The organism is Pseudomonas sp. S8, assembly GCF_050473925.1.
Lineage (GTDB): Bacteria > Pseudomonadota > Gammaproteobacteria > Pseudomonadales > Pseudomonadaceae > Aquipseudomonas > Aquipseudomonas parakoreensis.
Genome location: NZ_JBFDVZ010000016.1, coordinates 4,097,834 through 4,122,789, shown reverse-complemented (window position 1 = coordinate 4,122,789; position 24,956 = coordinate 4,097,834). Strand labels below are relative to the sequence as shown.

The following is a 24,956-nucleotide window of genomic DNA, read 5'->3' as shown; positions in this document are numbered from 1 at the left end:
AGTTTGAAGATGCCTTTGATGACGCGTTTCATCCTTCTGCTGGGAGTGCTGCTGATCAGCGCCTGCGCCCAGCAAGCCCCGGCTTTCGCGCCGCCGTCGCAACGTCCGGTGGCGGCCAATGAAAAACCCTGGCCGAAAAACCATGTGCTGGGCATTGCCTATCACGATATCGAAGACCGCGACCCCGATCAGGCCGTGGTGGCGGTGCGCACCGAGCGCATGATCGAGCAGCTCGCGTGGCTGCGCGAGAACGGCTACCAACCGGTCACCGTCGATCAGATCATGGCGGCGCGCAAGGGCGGCCCGGAACTGCCGGCCAAAGCGATCCTGCTCAGCTTCGACGATGGTTATTCAAGCTTCTACACCCGCGTGCTGCCGGTGCTGCGCGCCTACAACTGGCACGCTCTGCTGGCGCCGGTCGGCGTGTGGATCGACACGCCGCTCAATCAACCGGTGGATTTTGCCGGTGCACCCCGCGCACGCTCCGACTTCTTGACCTGGGATCAGGTGCGGGAAATCTCGCAGTCAGGGCTGGTGGAAATCGCCGCGCACACCGACGCCAGCCACAAAGGCATCCTCGCCAACCCGCAAGGCAACATGCAGCCGGCGGCGGCCACCCGACGCTACGATCCGCTCACCAAGCGCTATGAGTCCGAAGAACAGTTCCGCGCTCGAATCAGCAATGACGTGGCGACCATCTCGGAAAAAATCCGCAAAGTCACCGGCAAGAAACCGCGCATCTGGGTCTGGCCGTACGGCACGGCGGACGGCACATCGCTGGCCGTGATCGGCGAGCAGGGCTATGAAATGGCCCTGACCCTGGACGACGGTCTCGATGCCCTCGACAACCTGATGAGCAGCCCGCGCTTTCTGGTGGCCTCGGATCCTGACGGCGAGCATTTCGCCAACAGCATCGTCGGCGTGCAATCGGATTTCGCCATGCGTGTGGTGCACGTCGATCTGGACAACGTTTACGACCCAGACCCGGCGCAACAGGAAATCAACCTCGGCAAGCTGATCCAGCGCATGGCCGACATGGGTGCCAACACCGTGTTCCTGCAGGCCTTCGCCGATCCGAAGGGCGACGGACTGGTGCACTCGCTGTACTTCCCCAACCGTCACCTGCCGGTGCGCGCCGACATTTTCGACCGCGTTGCCTGGCAACTGCGCACTCGGGCGCACGTGAAAGTCTTCGCGTGGATGCCGGTGCTGAGTTTTGGCCTCGATGCGAAACTGCCGCGTGTCACGCGCTGGGATCCGAAGACCGGCACCACCTCGGTCGATCCGGGCCAGTATCAGCGCCTGTCGCCGTTCGATCCGCAAGTACGGCGGATCATCGGTGAAATCTACGAAGACGTGGCGCGCCTGACCTCGGTCGACGGCATTCTGTACCACGACGATGCGGTGCTCTCGGACTTCGAAGACGCCAGCCCCGAGGCTCTGAAAGCTTATGCCGCGCACGGCTTGCCCGGGTCAATCGCTGCGCTTCGAGATGATCCGGCGGCGATGCAGCGCTGGACGCGCTTCAAGAGTCAATACCTGATCGATTTCACCAATGAGCTGACCGCCAAGGTGCGTGCGATCCGTGGCCCGCAGGTGCTGACCGCACGCAACATCTTCGCCGAGCCGGTACTCAATCCTGAGAGCGAAGCCTGGTTTGCGCAGAACCTCGACGACTTCCTCGTGACCTACGACTGGACGGCGCCGATGGCCATGCCGCTGATGGAAAAACAGACCCAGGCGCAATCCGGCCCGTGGCTTGAAGAGCTGGTGGCGAAGATCAAACAGCGCCCCGGTGCACTGGATCGCACGGTGTTCGAGCTGCAGGCCCGCGACTGGACGAAAAAGGATCAGGCCGACATCGACGGTGCGCAACTGGCGGACTGGATGGGCCGGCTCAAGCGTCAGGGGGCGACCAGTTTCGGTTACTACCCGGACAACTTCCTCGACAACCTGCCGGACCTGAAAACCGTAAGGCCTGCGCTCTCCAACAAATGGAACCCATGACATGCTGGATAGACTGTTAGCCCTGCTTGTTCTGGCGCTCGTCCTCGGCGTGCCGCTGGGGTTGATCTTCCTGGTCACCGGGCAGTTCCTGATGGACTTCGTGTTCTTCTACCCGTTGTTCATGTCCGGCCTGTGGATTTCTGGCGGCCTGTATTTCTGGCTGCACTGGGAGCGTCACTGGCCATGGCAGGACGACACCCTGCCGCCGCCACTGGAAGGCGAGCCACTGATCTCCATCCTGATCCCTTGCTACAACGAAGGCGAAAACGCCGCCGATACCATTCACGCGGCGCTGGCCCAGCATTACCCGAACATCGAAGTCATCGCGATCAACGACGGTTCCAAGGACAACACCGCCGAAGTGCTCGACCGGCTCGCCCAGGAAGACCCACGCCTGCGGGTGCTGCATCTGGCGGAAAACCAGGGCAAGGCCGTGGCCCTGCGCATGGGCGCCATTGCCGCGCGCAGCGAATATCTGGTGTGCATCGACGGTGACGCGCTGCTGGCACCGAACACGGCGGCCTATCTGGTGGCGCCGATGCTCGACAACGCGCGCCTCGGCGCAGTGACCGGCAACCCGCGTATCCGTACACGTTCGACATTGGTCGGGCGGGTGCAGGTCGGCGAGTTCTCGTCGATCATCGGTCTGATCAAGCGCACGCAACGGGTGTTCGGGCGGATCTTCACCGTGTCCGGGGTGATCGTCGCGTTCCGCCGTACCGCGTTGAACCGGGTCGGCTACTGGAGCCCGGACATGATCACCGAAGACATCGACATCAGCTGGAAGCTGCAACTCGATCACTGGAGCATTTTTTACGAGCCGCGCGCGCTGTGCTGGATCCTGATGCCGGAAACCCTGCGTGGTCTGTGGAAGCAGCGCCTGCGCTGGGCCCAGGGCGGTGCCGAGGTGCTGTTCAAGAACATCCGCGGCATCTGGCAGTACCGCCATCGTTACCTGTGGCCGCTGCTGTTCGAGTATTGCCTTTCGACCGGTTGGGCCTTCACCTTTCTGCTGTCGGTAATCTTCTGGGCCGTTGGCAAGTTCGTGGTCATGCCGGAATCGATTGCCGTGCATCACCTGATGCCTCCGGCGTTCACCGGCCTGTTGCTGGCCTTCGTCTGTCTGGTGCAGTTCGCCGTCAGCATCATTATCGACCGGCGCTATGAGCCAGGTCTGGGCCGAACCATGTTCTGGGTGGTCTGGTATCCGATCGCTTTCTGGCTGGTCAGTCTGCTCACGACCTTGGTCAGCTTCCCCAAGGTCTTGTTTGGCCAACATCAGAAGCGTGCGCGCTGGGTCAGTCCTGATCGGGGCATCAAACCGGTCGGCGACGACGAAGAGGAGGTCATCAAATGAAAATCATCCGGACCCGCCAGCGACCGTTCCTGGTCGTGATCGACGTGATTCTCACCGTGCTGGCCTGGGTCGGCCTGCTGTTCCTGCTGATACGCGGGCTGTGGCCGCTGATCGAAACCCACGCGGGTGGGCCACGCATCGACAACTCGGCATTCGAGGCCCTGGGTACGTTGCAGATCTACCTGTGGGTGGCGCTGGTCAACGCGGTGATCCTGATTGGTTGGGCGCGTTACCAACAGCGCAAAAGCAGAAGCTTCGCCCAGCGTCGATTGCCGGCACCGGTGGTCGATGATGAAGGGCTGAGCAAGAGCTTCCGCCTGTGCGATGAGCGCTTGCAGAAACTGCGCACGCCGGGGGTGATGACCATCCACAACGATCAGGAAGGTGACATCAGCCATGTGGTGCTGAACTTTCGGCCACTGGAGCCGGCGGAATTGCCGCCACCGCTGGCGCCGCTGGAGCATCCGCGGGTGATCTTTCTGCACGCCGAGGATGACGATAATCGCGACCCGATGAATCGCCTCACCTGAAAGATGTCCCCCTGTAGGAGCTGCCGAAGGCTGCGATCTTTTAATCTTTAAAATCAAGATCAAAAGATCGCAGCCTTCGGCAGCTCCTACATTGTTCAGCATTCAGCAGCGAATCAGCTCCCAAGCTTCTTCCATCGCCAGTGGTTGTTTCATTCGCTCCGCGAGCATCGCCATGGCCCGCTCCTCCTCGCAGGCCACCGCGGCGACCACCACGCCGTTGTGGCCGAACAGGCCGATGAACGGCGGATGCTCGGGTTCGCCCCTGAACTCGATTTCATCCCACTGACTGGCATGGCCAAGGTAGTCGTAGTTCCTGCCGAAGTGCCAGGTCCAGAAAAACGGCACATCCAGATAATGCTCATCGGCGCCCAACATGTTGGCGGCAGCAATGCGTGCGTGCTGCTGGGCCAGGCGCCAGTGCTCGATGCGTTGCGGCTGGCCGCTCAGGGGGAACGTGGCGATATCGCCAATCGCCCACAGCCCGTCGCAAACACGCAGGCCGGCGTCGACTCGCAGTGACTGGTCTTTCTCCCTCGGCAGCGACGCAAAAGCCTCGGTGGTCGGATGCACGCCGACCCCGGCCAGCACCAGATCCGCCGAGACGCGCAAACCGTTGTCCAGCAGCACCGCTTCGACTTTGCCGTCGCCAATGATTTCCCGGACTTCGTGATCGGTGATGAATTTCACCCCGTGTTGTTCATGCAGCGCACGGATCGCTTTACCCACGGCTGTGCCGAATTGCGCGGCAAACGGAATGGCGTGGCGGGCGCTGACCGTCACGTCGAGCCCGAGCTGGCGCAGGGCCGAGGCGCATTCCAGGGCGATAAAGCTGTCGCCGATGATCAGCGCCCGCTGTTCGGGTTTGGCGGTGCGCATGATCTGTTCGGCCTGGGCTTTCGAACGCAGGACGAACACTTGCGGCAGATCAGCGCCGGGCAGTTGCAGCGGATTGGGCTCGCCGCCGGTGGCGAGCACCGCGGCGTCGTAACGCAGGGATTGGCCGTCGTGCAAATGCAGGGTTTTCGCTGAGGCGTCGAGGGCGGTGATTTCGCCTTGTCGGCGTTCGATGCGCTGCTCTTGATAAAAATCTTCATCGCGCAGCGGCGGGGTTTCCTGCGCCGATATTTCGCCGGCGAGGACAAATTTGCTCAGCACCGTGCGGTCGTAACCGGCTTCCGCTTCGCGGTCGAGCATGATGATCCGGCCACCGAAACCTTTCTCCCGCAGTGCCGCCGCACATGCCGTGCCCGCTGCACCTGCGCCGACAATCACGAAGGTGCGCGAATCATCGGCCGGCGGCGTGTGCCCATCCGGTAGCGGTTGATCATCGACCCAGACCTCATCGCCACGTAACTCCAGCGGATAACGCTTGAGGCTGTCGAGGGCCGGCGGCTCGCACAGCGCACCGTCTTCGACACGAAACGCGGCTTTGTGCCACGGGCAGATCAGGCGTCCGTTGCACAACGCGCCGTCAGCCAATGGCGCGCCGGCGTGTGGGCATTCGCCCTGAAACGCGCGCAGTTGGCCGTTAGCGCGCAACAGGACAATCTTGCGCTCGCCGATTTCGACTTGCAGGCCACGGTATTCGGGGACATCGGCGACACGGGCGACACGGTGCAGGCTCATGGTCGTGCTCCTGACAGGCATTTCTCTTACGAGTTTGCGCCGCAGTGCGAGGTTCAGCCAATTGCCACTGCCACGGCACGAACGGTACGGCTATAGTTTGCAGGCCGACGAAGGCCCAACTGCACAAGGTGCTCCCGGAATGACCCGATTGACCTCTCTCAACCCTTGGCTGGCGGCCGTTGCCGTCGCCCTTTGCGTGCAGTTTCCGGCGCAGGCGGCCGAGCGCTTTACCCTCGATATCCCCGGTGTCTCGGACAACCGCCTGTTCACCTCCGCCGCCGCGAGCGATGCGGCCGGTTGCGGTGGCAAGAACCAGTCTCCGGCACTGGCCTGGAACGCGGGGCCTGCCGGCACCCAGAGCTACGCGATCGTCATGCACGACCCGGACGGCCAGAAAGGGGCTGGCGTCGATCACTGGATTCATTACGGCATCAAAGCCACCACCCGGCAGATCCCGGCCGGTGTCGGCGCCAAATCCAGTCTCGAAGGCGTAGGCGGCACCAACAGCAAAGGCACCACCCATTACATCGGGCCATGCCCACCGGTTGGCGACAGCGCACACCACTACATCATTCAGATCTACGCCCTGGATCTGGCTCCGGATGCCTTGCCCGCCGGCCTGACCCGCGCCGAGCTGATGGACAAGATCAAAGGCCACGTACTGCGTAACAGCAGCGTGGTGCGGCGTTATCACCGCTAAAAAATTTTTTTGGCGGGGTTTAACCCGATCTGAAGGGGCTGCCCGTCTCAGTGGATGAATGGATCACTTTCATCCCGAGGTCAGCCCCCATGTCCCGCTCCCTGCCTTTTCTGCGACCCGTTGCTGTCGGTATGTTGTTGACCGTCGCCGGTTGCGGCGTGTCTTCCAATCCCGAATCGGCTGTTGTCCCGGCGCCGGCCCAGCCACAGGCGTCGATTCAGCATGAAGCGCTCAGCGTCGATGGCGCCATGGCCAAGCGCAGTGCGCGACCGGCGCCAATGGCGAGTTTCGCGGCGATGCCGGCCCCGGAAAGTTATCCACAAGGCTATCGCGACGAGCAGCGCGAGCAATATCAGGCGCTGGCCGATAATCCGATCCACAGCGTGGCCGAGGCCCCGGTCTCAACCTTCAGCGCCGACGTCGATACCGGCGCCTACGCTAACGTCCGGCGTCTGCTCAATCAGGGACGCCTGCCTCCGGAAGGTGCGGTGCGGCTGGAAGAGATGGTCAATTACTTTCCCTACAACGATGCGCAGCCCAGCGATGGCTCGCCCTTCGGCGTGACCACCGAACTGGCCGTCACCCCGTGGAATCAGCACACGCGCCTGCTGCGGATCGGCATCAAGGCCTCCGACCGGGCCGTGGCGGAACTGGCCCCGGCCAATCTGGTGTTTCTGGTGGACGTGTCCGGTTCGATGGATCGCCGCGAAGGCCTGCCGCTGGTCAAAAGCACGCTGAAACTGTTGGTTGATCAGTTACGCGAGCAGGACCGGGTGTCGCTGGTGGTGTATGCCGGCGAATCCCGCGTAGTGCTGGAGCCAACGTCTGGCCGGGAAAAAGCCAAAATTCGCACAGCCATCGAGCAATTGACCGCTGGCGGCTCAACTGCAGGTGCGTCGGGCATCGAACTGGCCTATCAAATGGCACAACAGGCGTTCATTCCCAAAGGCATCAACCGCATCCTGCTGGCCACTGATGGTGACTTCAACGTCGGCATCAGCGACTTCGACAGCCTCAAGCAAATGGCTGTGGATAAACGCAAAACCGGGATTTCCCTGACCACCCTGGGTTTCGGTGTGGATAACTACAATGAACACTTGATGGAACAGCTGGCCGACGCTGGCGACGGCAACTACGCCTATATCGATAACCTGCGCGAGGCGCGCAAGGTGTTGGTGGATCAGCTCGGTTCGACCCTTGCCGTGGTGGCGAAAAACGTCAAATTGCAGGTGGAGTTCAACCCGGCGCAGGTCAGTGAATATCGCCTGCTCGGCTACGAAAACCGTGCGCTTAAGCGTGAGGATTTCAGCAACGACAAGGTCGATGCCGGTGAAGTTGGCGCAGGACACACGGTGACCGCGCTGTATGAAATTGTCCCGGCAGGTGAGCAGGGCTGGCTGGAACCGCTGCGCTACGGTAAATCGGAAGCGGCGGTTTCGGCGAAAAACGGGGAATTGGCGATGCTGCGTGTCCGTTATCAACAGCCAGAAGGTGGGAAAAGTCTGCTGATCGAGCGGCCGATTACCGATCAAGTCGCACCGGCCAGTGACGATCTGCGTTTCGCAGCGGCGGTGGCGGCGTTTTCCCAGCAGCTCAAGGATGCTCGCTACACCGGCGACTTCAGCCTGAAAGACACCGAAGCGCTGGCCCGTGGCGCTCGCGGCGACGACCGCTTCGGTTTGCGCAACGAGTTCGTGCAACTGGTGGAACTGGCGCAAAGCCTGCGCAGCTCAACCGCATCGAATGCGATGCCCACTGAGCGACGGATCGAATAGTGAGCCGATTCAAAGGCTTCATCAGTCAGCTGTTTGCTACGCCAGACGGCCCGACCGCCAGCAGCGATGAAACGCTGCTGGCGCGTTATCGCGAAGGCGACGGCGCGGCGTTCGAGATTTTGTACGCCCGTCATCGGCAAAGTCTGTATCGCTTTTTGCTCGGGTTGAGCGGCAAACCGGAACTGGCTGACGAGGTGTTTCAGGACACTTGGCTGAGCCTGATCCGCAGCACCAGTCAGCCACAAGGACGGGCGACGTTTCGTACGTGGCTGTTCCAGATTGCACGCAATCGGCTGATCGATCACTGGCGCAAACACGGCGCATATCAGCCGCTGCACGACAGTTACGACGAACAACTGCACGCGGTCGGTGACGAGACCCACGATCCCGAGCAACTGCTGAACCTCAGCCGCGACAGCCAGCGCCTGGAAAGCGCCCTGCAAACCCTGCCCGCCGAGCAGCGCGAAGTGTTTCTGCTGCGCGCCCACGGTGACCTCGACCTGGCACAAATCGCCAGCCTCACCGAAACATCGCTGGAAACCGTCAAAAGCCGCTTGCGCTACGCCCAGCAAAAACTGCGTCGGCTGCTGGCCGAGGAGGTACTGACATGACTGACGCCCGCCAGACGCCGGAAGAGCAACTGCTCAAACATTATCGCGAGCAACACACCGGCGAGCCGTCAGAACAGCTCGATGCGCTGATTCTCGCCGCTGCGCACCGCGCAGCTCCGGCGCCCAAGCCAAGCCTGTGGCAACGCTGGTGGCACTTCTGCCAGAAACCGCGCTGGCAGGTCGCCTTCGCCAGCCTGGTCGGTGTGGCACTGATGCTGTCGCTGGTGCAACGTGCGCCCGAGCCGCCAGCGCAATTCGACTTCACCCCGGCCGCCAAACCGGCCGCGCCATTGGCGCGCAAGCAAGCGCCGGAAGCGCAGTCACTGGCCGCCCCGCCCGCTGCGGCCATGCCCGCACCGGCACCGATGATGGAAATGGCCGAGCCGATGCAAAGCGACGCGATCAGCGCCGACGAAGCCAGACTCAGCAAACGCGCCGCCGCCCCGGCCAACGGCCTGGATGAGCAACTGCGCGAAGTCCTGCGCCTGCGCGAGGCCGGCCAGTCGCAAGCCGCGGATGCGCTGTACAACAATCTGCACAAACGCTACCCCGGGGTGAACCTCGACCTGCGACTTGAGCGCATCCGCCAGAACTGACCGCTTGTTCACCCAGCCATTTGGCATTGCCCGGCAAAAACGCGCACTATCGAGCCATGGCTGAAGCGCTGGAGAACAAAGTGGCAGCAAAAATTGACCGCATCGCCCAACTCCTCAACTGCCCGCAGAAGGGCGAGGAGATGCGGCGCGCGATTACCGAGGCGCGCAAGGAGTTCCTGCTGAACCAGTCGGAAGACGACGTCGTGGAAGAAGACGAGGTTTTTGAGGAGGCTGCGGAAGAAGAGGAAGACGACGATTACGACGATTACGACGATTACGACGAGTTTGACTGGACGACGGAGTGACCGTCGTTGCATCTAACACCGCGCCCACAAAAAAGCCCCGGACCATCACAGTCCGGGGCTTTTCGTTTCAATTCATGGCGCACCAGGCGGGATTCGAACCCACGACCCCTGCCTTCGGAGGGCAGTACTCTATCCAGCTGAGCTACTGGTGCAGCGGGCGACATCATACCTAGGTCGGCTCGGGGCGTCCATGCCGGGTTTTGGCGGGTTTTGTCAGGGCGCGTGTCGGTGTGAAACGCTGCATTCCTTAAAGCTGTAACGTCCTGCAAAACCCTCGCTTGGCGCTTTTTCCCGGCTGATCTATGGTTTGGCTGCGGCCGGGGCTTTTTGCGCGTTGATCTGAAAAATCCAGCAAACGCAGGGTTTTTGTTCTTTTTTTCGAACGACCTATTGTCCTTTAACCCCTTTGCTCCTACGATCCGTTTGAGATTTCAAACGCTCTTTGACGGGGTGTGGAAGCGCAGGTGCGGTGAATAACGCACGATCACTGCGCCTCACCCGGTAGATGATTTCCCTGACGGCAGCCTTGCGAGGCGCCTTTCTACAATCATAATTTTGCTCCGCGCAGGCCGCGGTGCTGTTAAGGAAAGCCGACATGCAGCTTAAAGATACCCAGTTGTTCCGCCAGCAAGCCTTCATTGATGGCGCTTGGGTCGATGCGGACAACGGTCAGACGATCAAGGTCAACAACCCGGCCACCGGCGAAATTCTCGGCACCGTGCCGAAGATGGGCGCCGCCGAAACCCGCCGTGCCATCGAAGCCGCCGACAAGGCGCTGCCGGCCTGGCGTGCACTGACCGCCAAAGAGCGTGCCGGCAAGCTGCGTCGCTGGTTTGAACTGATGATCGAGAACCAGGACGACCTCGCTCGCCTGATGACTCTTGAGCAGGGCAAGCCGCTGGCCGAAGCCAAGGGCGAAATCGTTTACGCCGCGTCGTTCATCGAGTGGTTCGCCGAAGAAGCCAAGCGCATTTACGGTGATGTGATTCCGGGCCACCAGCCGGACAAGCGCCTGATCGTGATCAAGCAGCCGATCGGCGTGACCGCCGCGATCACTCCGTGGAACTTCCCGGCGGCGATGATCACCCGTAAGGCCGGCCCAGCGCTGGCCGCCGGTTGCACCATGGTGCTCAAGCCGGCTTCGCAAACTCCATTCTCCGCGTTCGCCCTGGCTGAACTGGCGCAGCGCGCCGGCATCCCTAAAGGCGTGTTCAGCGTGGTCTCCGGCAGTGCTGGCGACATCGGCAGCGAGTTGACCAGCAACCCGATCGTGCGCAAGCTGTCCTTTACCGGTTCGACCGAAATCGGCCGTCAGCTGATGTCGGAATGCGCCAAGGACATCAAGAAAGTATCGCTGGAACTGGGCGGCAACGCGCCGTTCATCGTGTTCGACGACGCGGACCTGGATAAGGCCGTCGAAGGCGCGATCATTTCCAAATACCGCAACAATGGCCAGACCTGCGTCTGCGCCAACCGTCTGTACATTCAGGATTCGGTCTACGACGCGTTCGCCGAGAAGCTGAAAGTCGCGGTGGCCAAGCTGAAGATCGGCAACGGTCTGGAAGAAGGCACCACCACGGGTCCGCTGATCGACGAAAAAGCCGTGGCCAAAGTGCAAGAGCACATTGCTGACGCCGTGGCCAAAGGCGCCATCGTGCTGGCCGGTGGCAAGCCGATGGAAGGCAACTTCTTCGAGCCGACCATTCTGACCAATGTGCCGAAAGACGCGGCTGTGGCCAAGGAAGAAACCTTCGGCCCGCTGGCGCCGCTGTTCCGCTTCAAAGACGAAGCCGAAGTGATCGCGATGTCGAACGACACCGAGTTCGGTCTGGCCTCCTACTTCTACGCCCGCGACCTGGGCCGCGTGTTCCGTGTGGCGGAAGCGCTGGAATACGGCATGGTCGGCGTCAACACCGGGTTGATCTCCAACGAAGTCGCGCCGTTCGGCGGCATCAAGGCGTCGGGCCTGGGCCGTGAAGGCTCCAAGTACGGCATCGAAGATTACCTGGAAATCAAATACCTCTGCCTGGGCATCTAAGCCGGGAAAGGGATCGCTGCAAACGCAAAGGGCACGAGAGCGCTGTCCCTTTGCGTCGTTTCAAACCGGAATTTTCTCTGCGGCCGGGAACGCCGTGGCAGTCGATCATCGCATGCTGTCACCGCCGATTCCTCCCGCTTAATCCTTGAACCACGCCGCCCGATGAGCGGTGAATGAGGACTGTAATGAGCAAGACTAACGCTGAACTGATGGCCCGTCGTACCGCAGCTGTTCCACGTGGTGTTGGCCAGATTCACCCGATCTTCGCCGAATCGGCGAAGAACGCTACCGTGACTGACGTTGAAGGTCGTGAGTTCATCGACTTCGCCGGCGGTATCGCGGTACTGAACACCGGCCACGTGCACCCGAAAATCATCGCCGCCGTGACCGAACAGCTGAACAAGCTGACCCACACCTGTTTCCAGGTGCTGGCCTACGAACCGTACGTAGAGCTGTGTGAAAAGATCAACGCCAAGGTGCCTGGTGATTTCGCCAAGAAAACCCTGCTGGTGACCACCGGTTCCGAAGCCGTGGAAAACGCCGTGAAGATCGCCCGTGCCGCCACTGGCCGTGCCGGCGTGATCGCCTTCACCGGCGCCTACCACGGTCGCACCATGATGACCTTGGGCCTGACCGGTAAGGTCGTGCCGTACTCGGCCGGCATGGGCCTGATGCCAGGCGGCATCTTCCGCGCGCTGTACCCGAACGAGCTGCACGGTGTGAGCATCGACGATTCGATCGCGTCCATCGAACGCATCTTCAAGAACGACGCCGAGCCGAAAGACATCGCCGCGATCATCATCGAACCGGTGCAGGGTGAAGGTGGTTTCTACGTCGCGCCGAAAGAGTTCATGAAGCGTCTGCGCGCCCTGTGCGACCAGCACGGCATCCTGCTGATCGCTGACGAAGTGCAGACCGGCGCTGGCCGTACCGGCACCTTTTTCGCTATGGAACAGATGGGCGTTGCGGCCGACCTGACCACCTTCGCCAAATCCATCGCTGGCGGCTTCCCGCTGGCCGGTGTCTGCGGCAAGGCCGAATACATGGACGCCATCGCTCCAGGCGGCCTGGGCGGCACCTACGCCGGTAGCCCGATCGCTTGCGCTGCGGCCCTGGCCGTGATGGAAGTGTTCGAAGAAGAACACCTGCTGGACCGCTGCAAGGCTGTCGGCGAGCGTCTGGTCACCGGCCTGAAGGCCATCCAGGCCAAATACCCGGCAGTGATCGGCGAAGTGCGTGCGCTGGGCGCGATGATCGCGATCGAGCTGTTCGAAAACGGCGACAGCCACAAGCCGAACGCGGCCGCCGTGGCATCGGTGGTGGCCAAGGCACGTGACAAGGGGCTGATCCTGCTGTCTTGCGGCACCTACGGCAACGTGCTGCGCGTTCTCGTACCGCTGACCTCGCCGGACGAGCAACTGGACAAAGGCCTGGCGATCATCGAAGAGTGCTTCTCGGAGCTGTAATTCCGGGCACTGTGTGATCGGATCGAGAAAAAACCCGCTTCGGCGGGTTTTTTTATGCCTCGGAAACCCTTTTGCGCTGTATCGAAGGGCCAGCATTGGCTAAGGTTCAGGCATTGCAAGGGAGAGCGCGCATGACCGCCGTTGATTTACCCGCCGTACCCCGAGTGCTGATTGCCGAGGCCGATCCGTGGTCTCGTGACCTGCTTAAACAAGTGTTGCTCAACGTGCGCTGTGATGCGCGGCTGGACTTGTGTGCCGATGGCCAGCAAGCCATGTCGTTACTCAGCGAAGTGCCTTATGACCTGGCCATTGTCGATTGGGAGTTGCCCGGTATCGATGGCTTGAGCGTGCTGCGCAGCGTGCGCCAGCGCAAACGCAATCCGCCGCTGCCGTTCATTCTGATGAGCAGTCGCAACGACAGCGCCAGCGTGCGCGAAGCCATCCCGTTGGCTCCGACGGCCTATCTGACCAAACCGCTGAACATGGAAACCCTGACCGAGCGGCTGCAGGGTTTGCTGCTGAACGCGGGTGAAGAGGTGTTCTGCGAAGTGCCGACGCTGGCGCCGGGCATGACCCTATCCGTGTTCCTCGAGCGGCGCCGCGAGCAGGCCGATGGCGCGCCGTTGATGACCGATGTGCAGGTGGCGGTCAAACGCAGCCTCAACCCCAATGGCCTCGACCTGAAACTGCTGGAAGAAGAGATCCGTACCGATCCGCAGATCACCGCCGTGCTGATCGCCGCCGCCAACAGCGCGGCGCAGCATCATGGCGCGGCGGTACAGACCCTGGGGCAGGCGCTGCATCGCCTCGGCACCGGGCAGAGCATGAACCTGATTCTCGGCCTGGCGCTCAAGCGCAGCGCCAAACTCAGCGACCCGTGCCTGGCGGATTACGCCGAGCGCTATTGGGGGCTGTCGCTGCACACTGCCGAATACGCCCGCACCCTGGCGCGCCTGCTCGACCTGGATCAGGAACGCTGCTATTGCGCCGGCATGCTGCATCGCCTTGGCGATCTGGCGCTGTTGCGCTGTCTACAGGAGTGGAAGCAGGCCGGCGGCGAGCTTGATGAGTGGGAGGAAGTCGGTGACGCGCTGGCGGAATTCGGCGCGGCTTACGGTTCGGCGTTGCGCACGCGCTGGCGCCTGCCGCTGGAGCTGCGCGAGTTGATTGCGTCGGTCTACCAGCTCGGAGGCGGGGTTTATTCCCGTGAGGCGCTGGTGATGAACATGGCGGCGCAAATGGCACGCCTGACCGAACATGAGGGCGTTGAGGAACTGGCAAAGAGTCGCACGGCGCGGCTGCTGAAGATCGGGTTGCCGGAACTGATGCGGATGCGTAAATAACCGGATTCACGAGCATCCCCCTCTAGGAGCTGCGGCACGCTGCGATCTTTTGATCTTGTCTTTTAAAGCAAAAATCAAAAGATCGCAGCGTGCCGCAGCTCCTACAGGGGAGGTAAATCGGAGGGTGGATTCAGCTTGAGATAATCCGGTTCTTGCCCTGCCGTTTGGCCTCGTACATCGCTGCGTCCGCCCGGGCGAACAGGCTGTCGAGGCTTTCATCATCGTCCCTGAGGCTGGTCAGTCCCTGGCTGACGGTGATGCCGAAGGTCTGGCCTTCGACATTGAAGACCATCCGCTGAATCTCCTGCTGCAGCCGCTCGGCCACTTGCATCGCCATGTCCGGTGCACAACCGGGGAACACGGCCGCGAATTCTTCTCCGCCGATACGTCCGAACAGATCACCCCGACGTAACGAGGTGCGCCCGCATTCGGCGATGCGTTGCAGCACGTTGTCGCCTTCCGGGTGGCCGTAGCTGTCGTTGATCTGCTTGAAGTCATCAATGTCCAGCAGCAGGAAGGCCAGTGGCGAACCGTGCAGGCGCGCGTCGTCGAATTCGCGGTTGGCGCATTCGAAGAAGTGGCGACGGTTGCTGCTTTGGGTCAGTACGTCGGTGGTGGCCAGCCGATGCAGTTCGGTTTCCATGCGCTTTTTGTCGGTGATGTCTTCGGCGATGCCGACGATGATCACCGGTTGCCCGGGCTCGTCCTGACGGTTGATGAAGCACTTGTCGCTGAGCCAGCGAACCTGGCCGTCGGCGGCGATTATCCGGTATTCGCGGTCTTCCACCGCGCCTTTGTGCAGCACTTCGGCCAGGCTGCGCTCGGCATAGTCGAGGTCGTCGGGGTAGATGCTGTCGCGCCATTGGTTGTAGTCAGCCAGCAATAGGCCTGCGGAACGACCGAAAATCCGCTCGTAGGCAGGGCTGACATAGAGCACCTGACGGGTTTCCCAATTGAACGCCCAGAGCACCGCGTTGACGCTCACCAGCAATGAACTGAACAGTTGTTCGCGCTCGCTCAGCCGGGCGACTTCGCCTTGGGCGTGCATCAGCGCCATCAGGGTTTGCGCGGCCTCGGGCCACTGCGCAAGGGATGAGTCTTGTTGATTGTTGTTGACCATCGGCACATTTCTCAAAGGGCGTGCCGCGATTTCGACAACGGCCACAGTACAGCCCGCCGGGATGGCGAAGTGTCTTTGAGATAGGGCTTTCGGTGCTAAGTTCCGCGCTTTTGTAGAGAGGAAGCTTGCTCCCGCCGGGCGGTAGAGATGACGCGTTTCAGCAATGAGAACGCGTCGACACATTTGCGGTAGCTGCGCTACCGATCGGGGATGAATCCCCTCGCCACAGGGGATTCATTCATGGCGGTCAGGCTGCGGCGGGGCGCAGCGAGTAGGTTTTCAGCTGGTCGGCGAATTCACGCAGGGACTGGATGCCGCTGGCTTCGGCCTCGTGCACCCATTCCTTGATGGCGGCGAGCATGTCGTGGCCATTGGCGCTGGTCTTGACCCAGATCTGCTGCAGGGCCAGGCGTTTTTCGTAAATGACCTTCAGCGCCTGGCTGTGCTCGAGCATGTTCTGGATGCGCAAGTGATGACGGTCTTCCAGCAGGCTGGTTTCCCGCGACAGCAGGCGTTTGGCGCGATGGAATTGATGGCGTACCGAATGATCGACCTTGTCCAGCTCCTGCTTGACCAGCGGGCCGATCACCAATTTGCGGTACTGGGCCATGATCTGGAAGCGGTTGTTGAGGATCGCCATGGCGGTGTCCATGTCCAGATGGCCCTTGCCTTCGACGCGGTGGGCAATCGGCGCCACACGCTGCACCTTGGCCAGTCTGAAGAAGCTGAAGACTTTGATCCACGCCCAGCCGAGGTCGAATTCCCACTTCTTCACCGACAGCTTGGCCGAGTTGGGGTAGGTGTGATGGTTGTTGTGCAGTTCTTCACCACCGATCAGGATGCCCCACGGCACCAGATTGGTCGCCGCGTCGCGGCATTCGAAGTTGCGGTAGCCGATGGCATGGCCCAGGCCGTTGACCACGCCGGCGGCCCAGACCGGGATCCACATCATCTGGATCGCCCAGATGGTGATGCCAATGGTGCCGAACAGCAGGAGGTCGATGATGCCCATGATCGCCACACCCAGCAGCGGATAGCGGCTGTAGAGATTGCGCTCGATCCAGTCTTCCGGGCAGTTCTTGCCATAGATGCGCAGGGTCTCCGGATTCTCGGCTTCGGCGCGATACAGCTCGGCGCCTTTGCGCAGCACGGTGGACAGACCCTTGATCACCGGGCTGTGCGGGTCATCTTCGGTTTCGCACTTGGCGTGGTGTTTGCGGTGGATGGCAGTCCACTCGCGGGTGTTCTGCGCCGTGGTCAGCCACAGCCAGAAGCGGAAAAAGTGTTTCAGGCCGGCATTCAGCTCAAGTGAGCGATGGGCCGAGTAACGGTGCAGATAGACCGTGACGGCGACAATTGTCACGTGGGTCATCAGCAGGGTGACCGCGACCAGTGACCAGGCCGACAAGCCAAGAAAACCTTCGTACCACATAGGCTATAGGGCCCTCGATAAAGATAAAAACAGCCGTTGCATTATCACCAAGCACACAGATAAAACCAGTCGCCCTTTCAGATAAGAGTCGCTGGATGTTTCTTGACCTATAATTCCAACCTTTTTTGTAGGGACATGGACAGCCGAATGCCTGCCACTTACCGCGATGCCCTGCGTGCAGCGCTGCTTTACCTCTTGCTTGCTGTTGTCTGGCTGCAGGGCACTGGTTACTTATTGAACAGTTTCTTTGATGAGTCTGTCGATCTGCAGCGATGGCAACTGATCAACGGTTACGTCTGGGCTGCCGTCAGCGCGTGCCTGATCTTCCTCGCGCGGGCCAGATTGTGCGAATTTCTCGGTATCGGTGCGCGGTTACGCGAGCGGCAGGCCGACCGTGAACGACTGCGCCAGGCCGCTGCGGTATTCGACTGCACCCGCGAGGGCGTGCTGGTGACCAACCGCGAGGGCCTGATCGTGCACGTCAACCGTGCGTTCATGGAAATCACCGGCTACCAGTACGAGGAAGTTCTCGGCCACCAGCCGAGCCTGTTCAAGTCCGGCCACCATCCGCCGGGCTTCTATCAGGCGATGTTCGCCACGCTGGAGAGCGAGGGCGAATGGAGCGGGGAGATCTGGAACCGGCGCAAGAGCGGCGAGATTTACCCGCAGTGGCAGACCATTCGCGTGATTCACGATGATCAGGGCCACCTCAGCCACTACGTGGCGGTGTTTTCCGACATCAGTGCGATCAAGGACTCTGAGCACGAACTCAAGCACCTCGCCCACCACGACCCGCTGACCGACCTGCCCAATCGCCTGTTGTTCAGCGACCGCGCCGCGCAGGCGCTGGCGTCGGCGCAGATCCACAAGCGCGGCTGCGCCTTGCTGATGATCGATCTGGACCACTTCAAGATGATCAACGACAGCCTCGGCCATAACGTCGGTGATCGCCTGCTCAAAGCCGTGGCGGCACGCCTGCAGGAACTGTTCGGCCCCGGGATTACGCTGGCGCGGCTAGGTGGTGACGAATTCGCGGTACTGGCGGAGAGTTGTCCGCAACTGGTTCAAGCCGCGGCGCTGGCCCAGCGCATTCTCGATGCGCTCAAGGAGCCGTTCGGCATCGACCGGCATGAGCTGTTCATCAACGCCAGCATCGGCATCAGCCTGTTCCCCAGCGACGCGTTGAGTGCCGATCAGTTGTTGCGCAATGCCGACGCCGCACTGTTCAAGGCCAAGAGCAGCGGGCGCAACGGTTACGCGTTGTACACCGAAGAGCTGACCGCGCACGCGCAGCAACGGGTCGAGATCGCTTTCGAGCTGCGCCGTGCGCTGGAGCAACAGGAACTGCGGGTCTACTACCAGCCGGTTCACGATTTGCGCAGCAGTCGCCTGATTGGCGTCGAAGCGCTGGTACGCTGGCAGCATCCGCAGCGCGGGCTGGTGTCGCCGGCGGAATTCATTCCGATTGCCGAGCGCACCGGGATGATTGCTGAAATCGACGCCTGGGTGATGCGCCAGGCGTGTTCGCAGATGTGCCAATGGCAGCAGGCCGGGGTCGTGCTGTCGTTCGTCGCGGTGAACGTGTCGTCGCGGTTGTTCGCCCGGCGTGAGCTGTACCAGCAGGTGGCGCAGGTGCTGCACGAGACCGGTCTGGATCCGGCCTTTCTGGAACTGGAAGTCACCGAGAGCGCGGTGATGGATGATCCGGAAGTGGCGCTGGAGCAGATGCATCATTTGCGTGAACTGGGGATTCGCCTGGCCATTGACGATTTCGGTACCGGCTACTCATCGCTGTTGCGGCTCAAGCGCCTGCCAGTGCAGAAGCTCAAGATCGATCAGGGTTTTGTCGCCGGGTTGCCCTGGGACGAGGACGACGCCGCGATCGTCCGGGTGATCATCGCGCTGGCCCGGAGCATGGGCATGCAGGTGCACGCCGAGGGGATCGAGCAGGCCGAGCAGGCGGCGTTTCTGCTGGAGCAGGAATGTGATCTGGGGCAGGGCTACTGGTTTGGGCGGCCAGTGCCGGCGGGGGAGATTGATTGGGCCAAAGCCCCTGTTATCGGTTAGCAGTCCTGTTATGGCGACACAAAACCTGTGGCGAGGGGATTTATCCCCGATGGGTCGCGCAGCGGCCCTGAAAAACAGGGACTGCTACGCAGTCCATCGGGGATGAATCCCCTCGCCACAGGGTTTCATACAGGCTTCAAACTCAGTGAACACCGCGCAAACCCTTGGCCTGTCAGATAATGTTTTCTAGTTATATAAACATTCTTAAATAGTCTTTTTAAGAATATCTGCGCCTCTCTTATATTGCTCCCACGCCGAACGCAGTGCCGCCCACTGCCAGGCATATCCCATTCAAAGGAGCAGCACCATGAGCGCATCCCTTCGCAGCGTTGACGGTCAGGACGAAACCACCATCTTGCGGGAAATCCAGAGCGCCCTGCGCGATCTGCGTTTCGGCGCGGTGGAGATCACTGTGCACAACGCCCAGGTCGTGCAGATCGAACGCAAAGAGAAGTTCCGTCTGCAGCAGCCGGGTAACAAACCGAGCTGATTTGAAGATCAAAAGATCGCAGCCTGCGGCAGCTCCTACAGGGGCCGTGTGTAGGAGCTGCCGCAGGCTGCGACCTTTGAACCGGCACCCCGATTTCCGAAATACATAAGAAAAAGCCACCACCAAGAATTCCAGGAGCTTTCACCATGTCGTCGATTCGCCGTTACGCTTTGGCCGCGCTGGCCAGCGCTGTGTTTGCCGGTTCCGCGGTTGCCAAGGATTACGAACTGCTCAATGTGTCGTACGACCCGACGCGCGAGCTGTATCAGGACTACAACGCCGAATTCATCAAGTTCTGGCAGAAAGATCACGCCGGCGACACCGTGAAAATCCAGCAATCCCATGGCGGATCTGGCAAGCAGGGCCGTGCGGTGATCGACGGTTTGCGCGCCGACGTGGTGACCCTGGCACTGGCCGGCGACATCGACGAAATCGCCAAGCTCGGCAAGACCCTGCCGGCCGACTGGCAGAAGCGCCTGCCCGAGGCGAGCACTCCATATACCTCGACCATCGTGTTCCTGGTGCGCAAGGGCAACCCGAAAGGCATCAAGGACTGGGGTGATCTGGTCAAGAATGACGTTTCGGTGATCACCCCGAACCCGAAAACCTCCGGCGGTGCGCGCTGGAACTTCCTCGCCGCGTGGGCCTATGGCCTGAAAGCCAACGGCGGCAGCGAAGAAAAAGCCAAAGAGTACGTGCAGACCCTGTTCAAGCACGTTCCGGTACTGGACACCGGCGCTCGTGGCTCGACCATCACCTTCGTCAACAACGGTCAGGGTGACGTGTTGCTGGCCTGGGAAAACGAAGCGTTCCTGGCGTTGAAAGAAGACGGCGGCGCTGACAAGTTCGACATCGTCGTGCCGTCGCTGTCGATTCTGGCCGAGCCACCGGTGGCGGTGGTCGACAAGAACGCCGAGAAAAAGGGCAACGAACAGATTGCCGAAGCTTACTTGAAGCACCTGTACAGCCCGGCCGGTCAGGAGATCGCCGCGAAGAACTTCTACCGTCCACGCGACAAGGACGTGGCGGCGAAGTACGCCCAGCAGTTCCCGAAACTGGAACTGGTGACCATCGACAAGGACTTCGGCGGCTGGAAATCCGCACAACCGAAGTTCTTCAACGACGGTGGCGTGTTCGACCAGATCTACCAGGCGCAGTAATCTGACCCACAATGAGCCTGAAGTTCAGGCACTTGAGATGTGGGAGTGAGCCTTTGTGGTGAGGGGATTCATCCCCGATGGGTTGCGCAGCAGCCCCAATGCCGACCTTTGCGGTGAATCAAATCTACCGCGAACTCTGGTTTTGCGACTGCTTCGCAGTCGGTCGGGGATAAATCCCCTCACCACAGGGCTTGCTCCCACATTGATGCGTTCAGCGGAATGCTTTTTAACCAAGGACTTTTATGTCGCGTCGTATCTCCCCCGTCATACCCGGCTTCGGGCTGACGCTGGGTTACACCTTGGTGTACCTCAGCCTGATTGTGCTTATCCCGCTGGCGGCGATGTTCGTCCACGCCGCCCAACTCACCTGGGATCAGTTCTGGACGATCATCACCGCGCCACGCGTACTGGCAGCCTTGAAGCTGAGCTTCGGCACCGCGCTGTGTGCGGCGATCATCAACGGCATCATCGGTACGCTATTGGCCTGGGTGCTGGTGCGCTACACCTTCCCCGGGCGCAAGGTGATCGACGCGATGATCGACCTGCCGTTCGCCCTGCCGACGGCGGTGGCCGGTATCGCCCTGACCGCGCTGTACACCCCGACCGGATTGGTCGGCCAGTTCGCCGCCGACCTCGGTTTCAAGATCGCTTACACCCCGTTGGGCATCACCCTGGCGCTGACTTTCGTGACGCTGCCGTTCGTGGTGCGCACGGTGCAGCCGGTACTGGCTGACATCCCGCGTGAAGTCGAAGAAGCTGCCGCTTGCCTCGGTGCGAAACCGTTGCAGGTGTTCCGCCATATCCTCCTGCCAGCGCTGTTGCCAGCGTGGCTGACCGGATTTGCCCTGGCCTTTGCCCGGGGTGTCGGCGAGTACGGTTCGGTGATTTTCATCGCCGGCAACATGCCGATGAAAACCGAAATCCTGCCGCTGCTGATCATGGTCAAACTTGACCAGTACGATTACACCGGCGCCACGTCCATCGGTGTGCTGATGCTGGTGGTTTCCTTCGTCCTGTTGCTGCTGATCAACCTGCTGCAGCGGCGCATCGAAACCCCATAAGGAGGCGCGAACCATGTCCCAATCGTCTATTGCGGCCGCGTCCTCGGCCAACGCTGCGCGGCGTGGCAGTGCCACTTCGCGCAGAATCCTGATCGGCCTTGGCTGGCTGATCTTTTTCCTGTTTCTGGTACTGCCGCTGTTCATCGTGGTGTCGCAGGGTTTGAAGAATGGCCTCGGCGCATTCTTCACCGCGATCTTTGAACCGGACGCCTTGTCGGCGCTGAAACTCACGGTGATCGCCGTGCTGATTTCGGTGCCGCTGAACCTGGTGTTCGGTGTTAGCGCCGCATGGTGCGTGAGCAAATATTCGTTCCGCGGCAAGAGCATGCTGGTGACGCTGATCGACCTGCCGTTCTCGGTGTCGCCGGTGATCGCCGGTCTGGTCTACGTGCTGATGTTCGGTGCGCAGGGCCTGTTCGGGCCGTGGCTGCAGGATCATGACATCCAGATCGTCTTCGCCCTGCCGGGCATTGTGCTGGCGACGATCTTCGTCACCGTGCCGTTCGTGGCCCGTGAGCTGATTCCGCTGATGCAGGAGCAGGGCACACAGGAAGAGGAGGCCGCGCGGCTGCTTGGCGCCAACGGCTGGCAGATGTTCTGGCACGTCACCGTCCCCAACATCAAATGGGGCCTGATCTATGGCGTGGTGTTGTGTACCGCGCGGGCCATGGGTGAGTTCGGTGCGGTGTCGGTGGTTTCCGGGCACATTCGCGGGGTGACCAACACCTTGCCGCTGCACGTCGAGATCCTCTACAACGAATACAACCACGTGGCCGCGTTCGCCGTGGCGAGCCTGTTGCTGATCCTGGCGCTCTTCATCCTGCTGCTCAAGCAGTGGAGCGAAAACCGTATCAACCGCCTGCGCGCCAGCGCCGCGGAGGAATAATTCATGTCGATCGAAGTGCGTAACGTCAGCAAGAATTTCAATGCGTTCAAGGCGCTGGACAACATCAGCCTGGACATCCACAGCGGTGAACTGGTGGCGCTGCTCGGCCCGTCCGGCTGCGGCAAGACCACCTTGCTGCGCATTATTGCCGGTCTGGAAACCCCGGATAACGGCAATATCGTATTCCACGGCGAAGACGTCTCCGGCCACGACGTGCGTGATCGCAACGTCGGTTTCGTGTTCCAGCACTACGCGCTGTTCCGGCACATGACGGTGTTCGACAACGTCGCGTTCGGCCTGCGCATGAAACCGAAAAACCAGCGCCCGAGCGAAAGCCAGATCGCGACCAAGGTCCACGAACTGCTGAACATGGTGCAACTGGACTGGTTGGCCGATCGCTACCCGGAGCAACTGTCCGGCGGCCAGCGTCAGCGTATCGCCCTGGCTCGTGCTCTGGCGGTGGAGCCGAAAGTGCTGCTGCTCGACGAACCGTTCGGCGCCCTCGACGCCAAGGTGCGCAAAGAGCTGCGTCGCTGGCTGGCGCGCCTGCACGAAGACATCAACCTGACTTCGGTATTCGTGACCCACGACCAGGAAGAAGCGATGGAAGTCGCCGATCGCATCGTGGTGATGAACAAAGGCGTGATCGAACAGATCGGCTCACCGGGTGACGTCTACGAAAACCCGGCCAGCGACTTCGTTTATCACTTCCTCGGCGACTCCAACCGCTTGTTGCTCAGCGACGACAACCACGTGCTGTTCCGTCCGCACGAAGTGTCGTTGTCCAGACATGAGCTGGAAGATCACCATGCCGCTGAAGTGCGTGATATTCGCCCATTGGGCGCGACCACGCGGGTGACGTTGAAGGTGGAAGGGCAGACGGATCTGATCGAGGCGGAAGTGGTGAAGGACCACGACAGCCTGATCGGACTGGCCAAGGGTGAAACCCTGTTCTTCAAGCCGAAGGTCTGGCAGAAAGTCGCCAGCCTCTAAAGTCAAAAGATCGCAGCCTTCGGCAGCTCCTACAGGGACATGCATTCCAATGTAGGAGCTGCCGCAGGCTGCGATCTTTCAAGCGGCCTAAGCCGCCGCTTTGCGATTCGGATTGACCCGCACCACCCCCGCCCGCGCCTCGATCTGCGCTTTCAACTCGTGGCGCATTCCCAGCAGGAACGCCACTTCGGCCACGACAAACAGCGGCCCGACAATTAACCCGCTGACATCATCGACAAACGCCGGTTTGCGCCCCTCGTAGTGGTGCCCGACAAACTGAATCACCCAGCCAATCACAAACATCGCCAGCCCGCTGCTCAGCCAGACCATGGTGCTCTGCTGCGCCAGCGCATGCCCGGCCCAGACCGACAGGCCCATCAACAGCGTCATCAGCACGCCGAGCTTCAGTTCCAGGCGCAGGTAGAACCACGCCGACGCCAGCGCCAGCAGGACCGCCGGAGAGATCCACAAGCCGCCCAGTGACCATTCTGGTCGCGACAACAATACCGCCACCGCCACCACGATCAGCGGAATGCCGATAAAGTGGCTGGCGATGTTGCGCGGGTCGCGGTGGTAGGCGGCGTATTGACTGAGATGGTCGACGAGGCTTTTCATTGTTGTTCCTCCTGTAGGGTGCGTGCAGCATGCCTCGGGTTCGGCGTTGGCTCTGTCAGGCAGGCGACAGTTGGGAGTGATCATGATGGATAAGCGTTCACGGCTGCTGACCGGGCAATGGTTCAGTCACCTGCCGACATCCTTTCAGGATAGTCTGCTGGCGGCGGGCCGGGAGCGGCGGCTGACGGCGGGGCAGCGCTTGTTCCAGCGCGGTGATCCGCCCTGCGGCCTGTACGCGGTGCTCGACGGCGCGATCCGTATCGGCGCGGTGAGCGAGCAGGGCAAGGAGGCGTTGCTGAGCCTGGTGGAGGCGCCGCACTGGTTCGGCGAAATCTGCCTGTTCGACGGTCAGCTACGCACTCACGATGCGTATGCAGTCGGGCCGTGCACGCTGCTGAATATCCCGCAGGCCACGCTGCTGAAAATCCTCGATGAACAGCCGGTTTACTGGCGCCATCTGGCATTGCTGATGAGCCACAAACTGCGCCTGACCTTCATCAATCTCGAACAGTTGAGCCTGCTGCCGGCCCCGGCTCGCCTGGCCCATCGCTTGCTGATGATCGCCGAGGGCTACGGCGAAATCGATGCGCCACGCCGGGTCCTGCAATTGCCTCAGGAACAACTGGCGTCGATGCTGTCGCTGTCACGCCAGACCACCAACCAGATCCTCAAGGATTTGCAGGGGCAGGGGATTATCGGGTTGGGGTATGGCGAGATCGAGATTCTCGATGCCAAGCGATTGCGCGCCGTCGCCACGCTCTAAAACTTCACACCGATC

22 protein-coding genes and 1 tRNA gene are annotated in these 24,956 nt (G+C 61.2%); 18 read left to right on the top strand and 5 right to left on the bottom strand.

What is annotated here, in order from left to right; genetic code table 11:
- Positions 1–9 precede the first annotated feature (9 nt).
- Genes pgaB through pgaD form a run of 3 tightly spaced genes read left to right on the top strand, consistent with a single transcriptional unit; the run spans position 10 to position 3,894 of the window.
- A complete protein-coding gene (gene pgaB, locus AB1J88_RS19755) occupies positions 10–2,007 on the top strand; it encodes a poly-beta-1,6-N-acetyl-D-glucosamine N-deacetylase PgaB (protein ID WP_430291790.1) in 1,998 nt (665 codons plus the stop codon).
- Between the two features lies 1 nt (position 2,008).
- Positions 2,009–3,364, top strand: coding sequence for a poly-beta-1,6-N-acetyl-D-glucosamine synthase (gene pgaC, locus AB1J88_RS19750; protein ID WP_041071010.1), 1,356 nt, complete (start codon positions 2,009–2,011; stop codon positions 3,362–3,364).
- Entirely contained in the window at positions 3,361–3,894 is a 534-nt protein-coding gene (pgaD, locus tag AB1J88_RS19745) for a poly-beta-1,6-N-acetyl-D-glucosamine biosynthesis protein PgaD (RefSeq protein WP_430291789.1), read from the top strand. Before pgaC ends, pgaD begins: the two co-directional genes overlap by 4 nt.
- A gap of 102 nt (positions 3,895–3,996) precedes the next feature.
- On the opposite strand, the gene AB1J88_RS19740 is transcribed toward pgaD, so the two are convergent.
- On the bottom strand, positions 3,997–5,520 hold the full coding sequence (locus AB1J88_RS19740) for an FAD-dependent oxidoreductase (RefSeq protein WP_430291788.1): 1,524 nt from the start codon (positions 5,518–5,520) through the stop codon (positions 3,997–3,999).
- A 139-nt stretch (positions 5,521–5,659) separates the two neighbouring features.
- Between AB1J88_RS19740 and AB1J88_RS19735 the strand changes: the two genes are divergently transcribed.
- The 5 genes from AB1J88_RS19735 to AB1J88_RS19715 all read left to right on the top strand — a co-directional run bounded on the left by AB1J88_RS19735 (position 5,660) and on the right by AB1J88_RS19715 (position 9,507).
- Positions 5,660–6,220: a YbhB/YbcL family Raf kinase inhibitor-like protein gene (locus tag AB1J88_RS19735; RefSeq protein ID WP_041071019.1), complete on the top strand. Its 561-nt coding sequence runs from the start codon at positions 5,660–5,662 to the stop codon at positions 6,218–6,220.
- 89 nt (positions 6,221–6,309) lie between these two features.
- Positions 6,310–7,995, top strand: coding sequence for a vWA domain-containing protein (locus tag AB1J88_RS19730; RefSeq protein WP_430291787.1), 1,686 nt, complete (start codon positions 6,310–6,312; stop codon positions 7,993–7,995).
- Between the two features lie 29 nt (positions 7,996–8,024).
- Positions 8,025–8,606 carry an RNA polymerase sigma factor gene (locus AB1J88_RS19725; RefSeq protein WP_430292702.1) on the top strand — a complete coding sequence of 194 codons (582 nt, stop codon included), beginning with the start codon at positions 8,025–8,027 and terminating at the stop codon, positions 8,604–8,606.
- Entirely contained in the window at positions 8,603–9,202 is a 600-nt protein-coding gene (locus AB1J88_RS19720; RefSeq protein ID WP_430291786.1) for a hypothetical protein, read from the top strand. Before AB1J88_RS19725 ends, AB1J88_RS19720 begins: the two co-directional genes overlap by 4 nt.
- A 56-nt stretch (positions 9,203–9,258) precedes the next feature.
- On the top strand, positions 9,259–9,507 hold the full coding sequence (locus AB1J88_RS19715; protein ID WP_430291785.1) for a hypothetical protein: 249 nt from the start codon (positions 9,259–9,261) through the stop codon (positions 9,505–9,507).
- A gap of 75 nt (positions 9,508–9,582) precedes the next feature.
- On the opposite strand, the gene AB1J88_RS19710 is transcribed toward AB1J88_RS19715, so the two are convergent.
- Positions 9,583–9,659: transfer RNA gene (locus AB1J88_RS19710), tRNA-Arg, on the bottom strand.
- Between the two features lie 443 nt (positions 9,660–10,102).
- Between AB1J88_RS19710 and gabD the strand changes: the two genes are divergently transcribed.
- The 3 genes from gabD to AB1J88_RS19695 all read left to right on the top strand — a co-directional run bounded on the left by gabD (position 10,103) and on the right by AB1J88_RS19695 (position 14,354).
- Positions 10,103–11,545: an NADP-dependent succinate-semialdehyde dehydrogenase gene (gene gabD, locus AB1J88_RS19705; protein ID WP_430291784.1), complete on the top strand. Its 1,443-nt coding sequence runs from the start codon at positions 10,103–10,105 to the stop codon at positions 11,543–11,545.
- 185 nt (positions 11,546–11,730) lie between these two features.
- Complete coding sequence (gene gabT / locus AB1J88_RS19700) at positions 11,731–13,011, top strand: 4-aminobutyrate--2-oxoglutarate transaminase (RefSeq protein ID WP_108181327.1); 1,281 nt, start codon at positions 11,731–11,733, stop codon at positions 13,009–13,011.
- A gap of 131 nt (positions 13,012–13,142) precedes the next feature.
- Entirely contained in the window at positions 13,143–14,354 is a 1,212-nt protein-coding gene (locus tag AB1J88_RS19695; RefSeq protein ID WP_198760131.1) for a response regulator, read from the top strand.
- A gap of 130 nt (positions 14,355–14,484) precedes the next feature.
- Here AB1J88_RS19695 and AB1J88_RS19690 read toward each other — a convergent pair whose 3' ends face one another.
- Together AB1J88_RS19690 and desA are read right to left on the bottom strand one after the other, a co-directional pair.
- Positions 14,485–15,474 carry a GGDEF domain-containing protein gene (locus tag AB1J88_RS19690; protein ID WP_430291782.1) on the bottom strand — a complete coding sequence of 330 codons (990 nt, stop codon included), beginning with the start codon at positions 15,472–15,474 and terminating at the stop codon, positions 14,485–14,487.
- A 247-nt stretch (positions 15,475–15,721) separates the two neighbouring features.
- Entirely contained in the window at positions 15,722–16,906 is a 1,185-nt protein-coding gene (gene desA / locus AB1J88_RS19685) for a delta-9 fatty acid desaturase DesA (protein ID WP_131670850.1), read from the bottom strand.
- Positions 16,907–17,053: 147 nt separating this feature from the next.
- On the opposite strand from desA, the gene dibA reads away from it, so the two are divergent.
- The 6 genes from dibA to AB1J88_RS19655 all read left to right on the top strand — a co-directional run bounded on the left by dibA (position 17,054) and on the right by AB1J88_RS19655 (position 23,563).
- A complete protein-coding gene (gene dibA, locus AB1J88_RS19680; RefSeq protein WP_430291781.1) occupies positions 17,054–18,973 on the top strand; it encodes a phosphodiesterase DibA in 1,920 nt (639 codons plus the stop codon).
- Between the two features lie 307 nt (positions 18,974–19,280).
- Positions 19,281–19,463 carry a sulfur starvation response protein OscA gene (oscA, locus tag AB1J88_RS19675; RefSeq protein ID WP_003220508.1) on the top strand — a complete coding sequence of 61 codons (183 nt, stop codon included), beginning with the start codon at positions 19,281–19,283 and terminating at the stop codon, positions 19,461–19,463.
- A 146-nt stretch (positions 19,464–19,609) separates the two neighbouring features.
- Positions 19,610–20,623 (top strand): sulfate ABC transporter substrate-binding protein, encoded by a 1,014-nt coding sequence (locus AB1J88_RS19670; RefSeq protein ID WP_108181331.1) that lies wholly within the window; start codon positions 19,610–19,612, stop codon positions 20,621–20,623.
- Between the two features lie 242 nt (positions 20,624–20,865).
- The gene (gene cysT / locus AB1J88_RS19665; RefSeq protein ID WP_027611147.1) at positions 20,866–21,684 is read left to right on the top strand and encodes a sulfate ABC transporter permease subunit CysT; all 819 of its coding nucleotides are present in this window, start codon (positions 20,866–20,868) and stop codon (positions 21,682–21,684) included.
- A gap of 13 nt (positions 21,685–21,697) precedes the next feature.
- Positions 21,698–22,570 carry a sulfate ABC transporter permease subunit CysW gene (gene cysW / locus AB1J88_RS19660; protein WP_007952817.1) on the top strand — a complete coding sequence of 291 codons (873 nt, stop codon included), beginning with the start codon at positions 21,698–21,700 and terminating at the stop codon, positions 22,568–22,570.
- Positions 22,571–22,573: 3 nt separating this feature from the next.
- Positions 22,574–23,563 (top strand): sulfate/molybdate ABC transporter ATP-binding protein, encoded by a 990-nt coding sequence (locus AB1J88_RS19655; RefSeq protein WP_430291780.1) that lies wholly within the window; start codon positions 22,574–22,576, stop codon positions 23,561–23,563.
- Between the two features lie 87 nt (positions 23,564–23,650).
- On the opposite strand, the gene AB1J88_RS19650 is transcribed toward AB1J88_RS19655, so the two are convergent.
- Positions 23,651–24,178 carry a DUF962 domain-containing protein gene (locus AB1J88_RS19650; RefSeq protein ID WP_430291779.1) on the bottom strand — a complete coding sequence of 176 codons (528 nt, stop codon included), beginning with the start codon at positions 24,176–24,178 and terminating at the stop codon, positions 23,651–23,653.
- Positions 24,179–24,263: 85 nt separating this feature from the next.
- Here AB1J88_RS19650 and AB1J88_RS19645 point away from each other — a divergent pair, with 85 nt between their 5' ends.
- A complete protein-coding gene (locus tag AB1J88_RS19645; protein WP_430291778.1) occupies positions 24,264–24,941 on the top strand; it encodes a Crp/Fnr family transcriptional regulator in 678 nt (225 codons plus the stop codon).
- Positions 24,942–24,956 lie beyond the last annotated feature (15 nt).

Bases quoted from the DNA above. Each gene is read 5' to 3' on its own strand.
- pgaB (WP_430291790.1), top strand. From the start codon at position 10: ATGCCTTTGATGACGCGTTTCATCCTTCTGCTGGGAGTGCTGCTGATC.
- pgaC (WP_041071010.1), top strand. From the start codon at position 2,009: ATGCTGGATAGACTGTTAGCCCTGCTTGTTCTGGCGCTCGTCCTCGGC.
- pgaD (WP_430291789.1), top strand. From the start codon at position 3,361: ATGAAAATCATCCGGACCCGCCAGCGACCGTTCCTGGTCGTGATCGAC.
- AB1J88_RS19740 (WP_430291788.1), bottom strand. From the start codon at position 5,520: ATGAGCCTGCACCGTGTCGCCCGTGTCGCCGATGTCCCCGAATACCGT.
- AB1J88_RS19735 (WP_041071019.1), top strand. From the start codon at position 5,660: ATGACCCGATTGACCTCTCTCAACCCTTGGCTGGCGGCCGTTGCCGTC.
- AB1J88_RS19730 (WP_430291787.1), top strand. From the start codon at position 6,310: ATGTCCCGCTCCCTGCCTTTTCTGCGACCCGTTGCTGTCGGTATGTTG.
- AB1J88_RS19720 (WP_430291786.1), top strand. From the start codon at position 8,603: ATGACTGACGCCCGCCAGACGCCGGAAGAGCAACTGCTCAAACATTAT.
- AB1J88_RS19715 (WP_430291785.1), top strand. From the start codon at position 9,259: ATGGCTGAAGCGCTGGAGAACAAAGTGGCAGCAAAAATTGACCGCATC.
- gabD (WP_430291784.1), top strand. From the start codon at position 10,103: ATGCAGCTTAAAGATACCCAGTTGTTCCGCCAGCAAGCCTTCATTGAT.
- gabT (WP_108181327.1), top strand. From the start codon at position 11,731: ATGAGCAAGACTAACGCTGAACTGATGGCCCGTCGTACCGCAGCTGTT.
- AB1J88_RS19695 (WP_198760131.1), top strand. From the start codon at position 13,143: ATGACCGCCGTTGATTTACCCGCCGTACCCCGAGTGCTGATTGCCGAG.
- AB1J88_RS19690 (WP_430291782.1), bottom strand. From the start codon at position 15,474: ATGGTCAACAACAATCAACAAGACTCATCCCTTGCGCAGTGGCCCGAG.
- desA (WP_131670850.1), bottom strand. From the start codon at position 16,906: ATGTGGTACGAAGGTTTTCTTGGCTTGTCGGCCTGGTCACTGGTCGCG.
- dibA (WP_430291781.1), top strand. From the start codon at position 17,054: ATGCCTGCCACTTACCGCGATGCCCTGCGTGCAGCGCTGCTTTACCTC.
- oscA (WP_003220508.1), top strand. From the start codon at position 19,281: ATGAGCGCATCCCTTCGCAGCGTTGACGGTCAGGACGAAACCACCATC.
- AB1J88_RS19670 (WP_108181331.1), top strand. From the start codon at position 19,610: ATGTCGTCGATTCGCCGTTACGCTTTGGCCGCGCTGGCCAGCGCTGTG.
- cysT (WP_027611147.1), top strand. From the start codon at position 20,866: ATGTCGCGTCGTATCTCCCCCGTCATACCCGGCTTCGGGCTGACGCTG.
- cysW (WP_007952817.1), top strand. From the start codon at position 21,698: ATGTCCCAATCGTCTATTGCGGCCGCGTCCTCGGCCAACGCTGCGCGG.
- AB1J88_RS19655 (WP_430291780.1), top strand. From the start codon at position 22,574: ATGTCGATCGAAGTGCGTAACGTCAGCAAGAATTTCAATGCGTTCAAG.
- AB1J88_RS19650 (WP_430291779.1), bottom strand. From the start codon at position 24,178: ATGAAAAGCCTCGTCGACCATCTCAGTCAATACGCCGCCTACCACCGC.
- AB1J88_RS19645 (WP_430291778.1), top strand. From the start codon at position 24,264: ATGGATAAGCGTTCACGGCTGCTGACCGGGCAATGGTTCAGTCACCTG.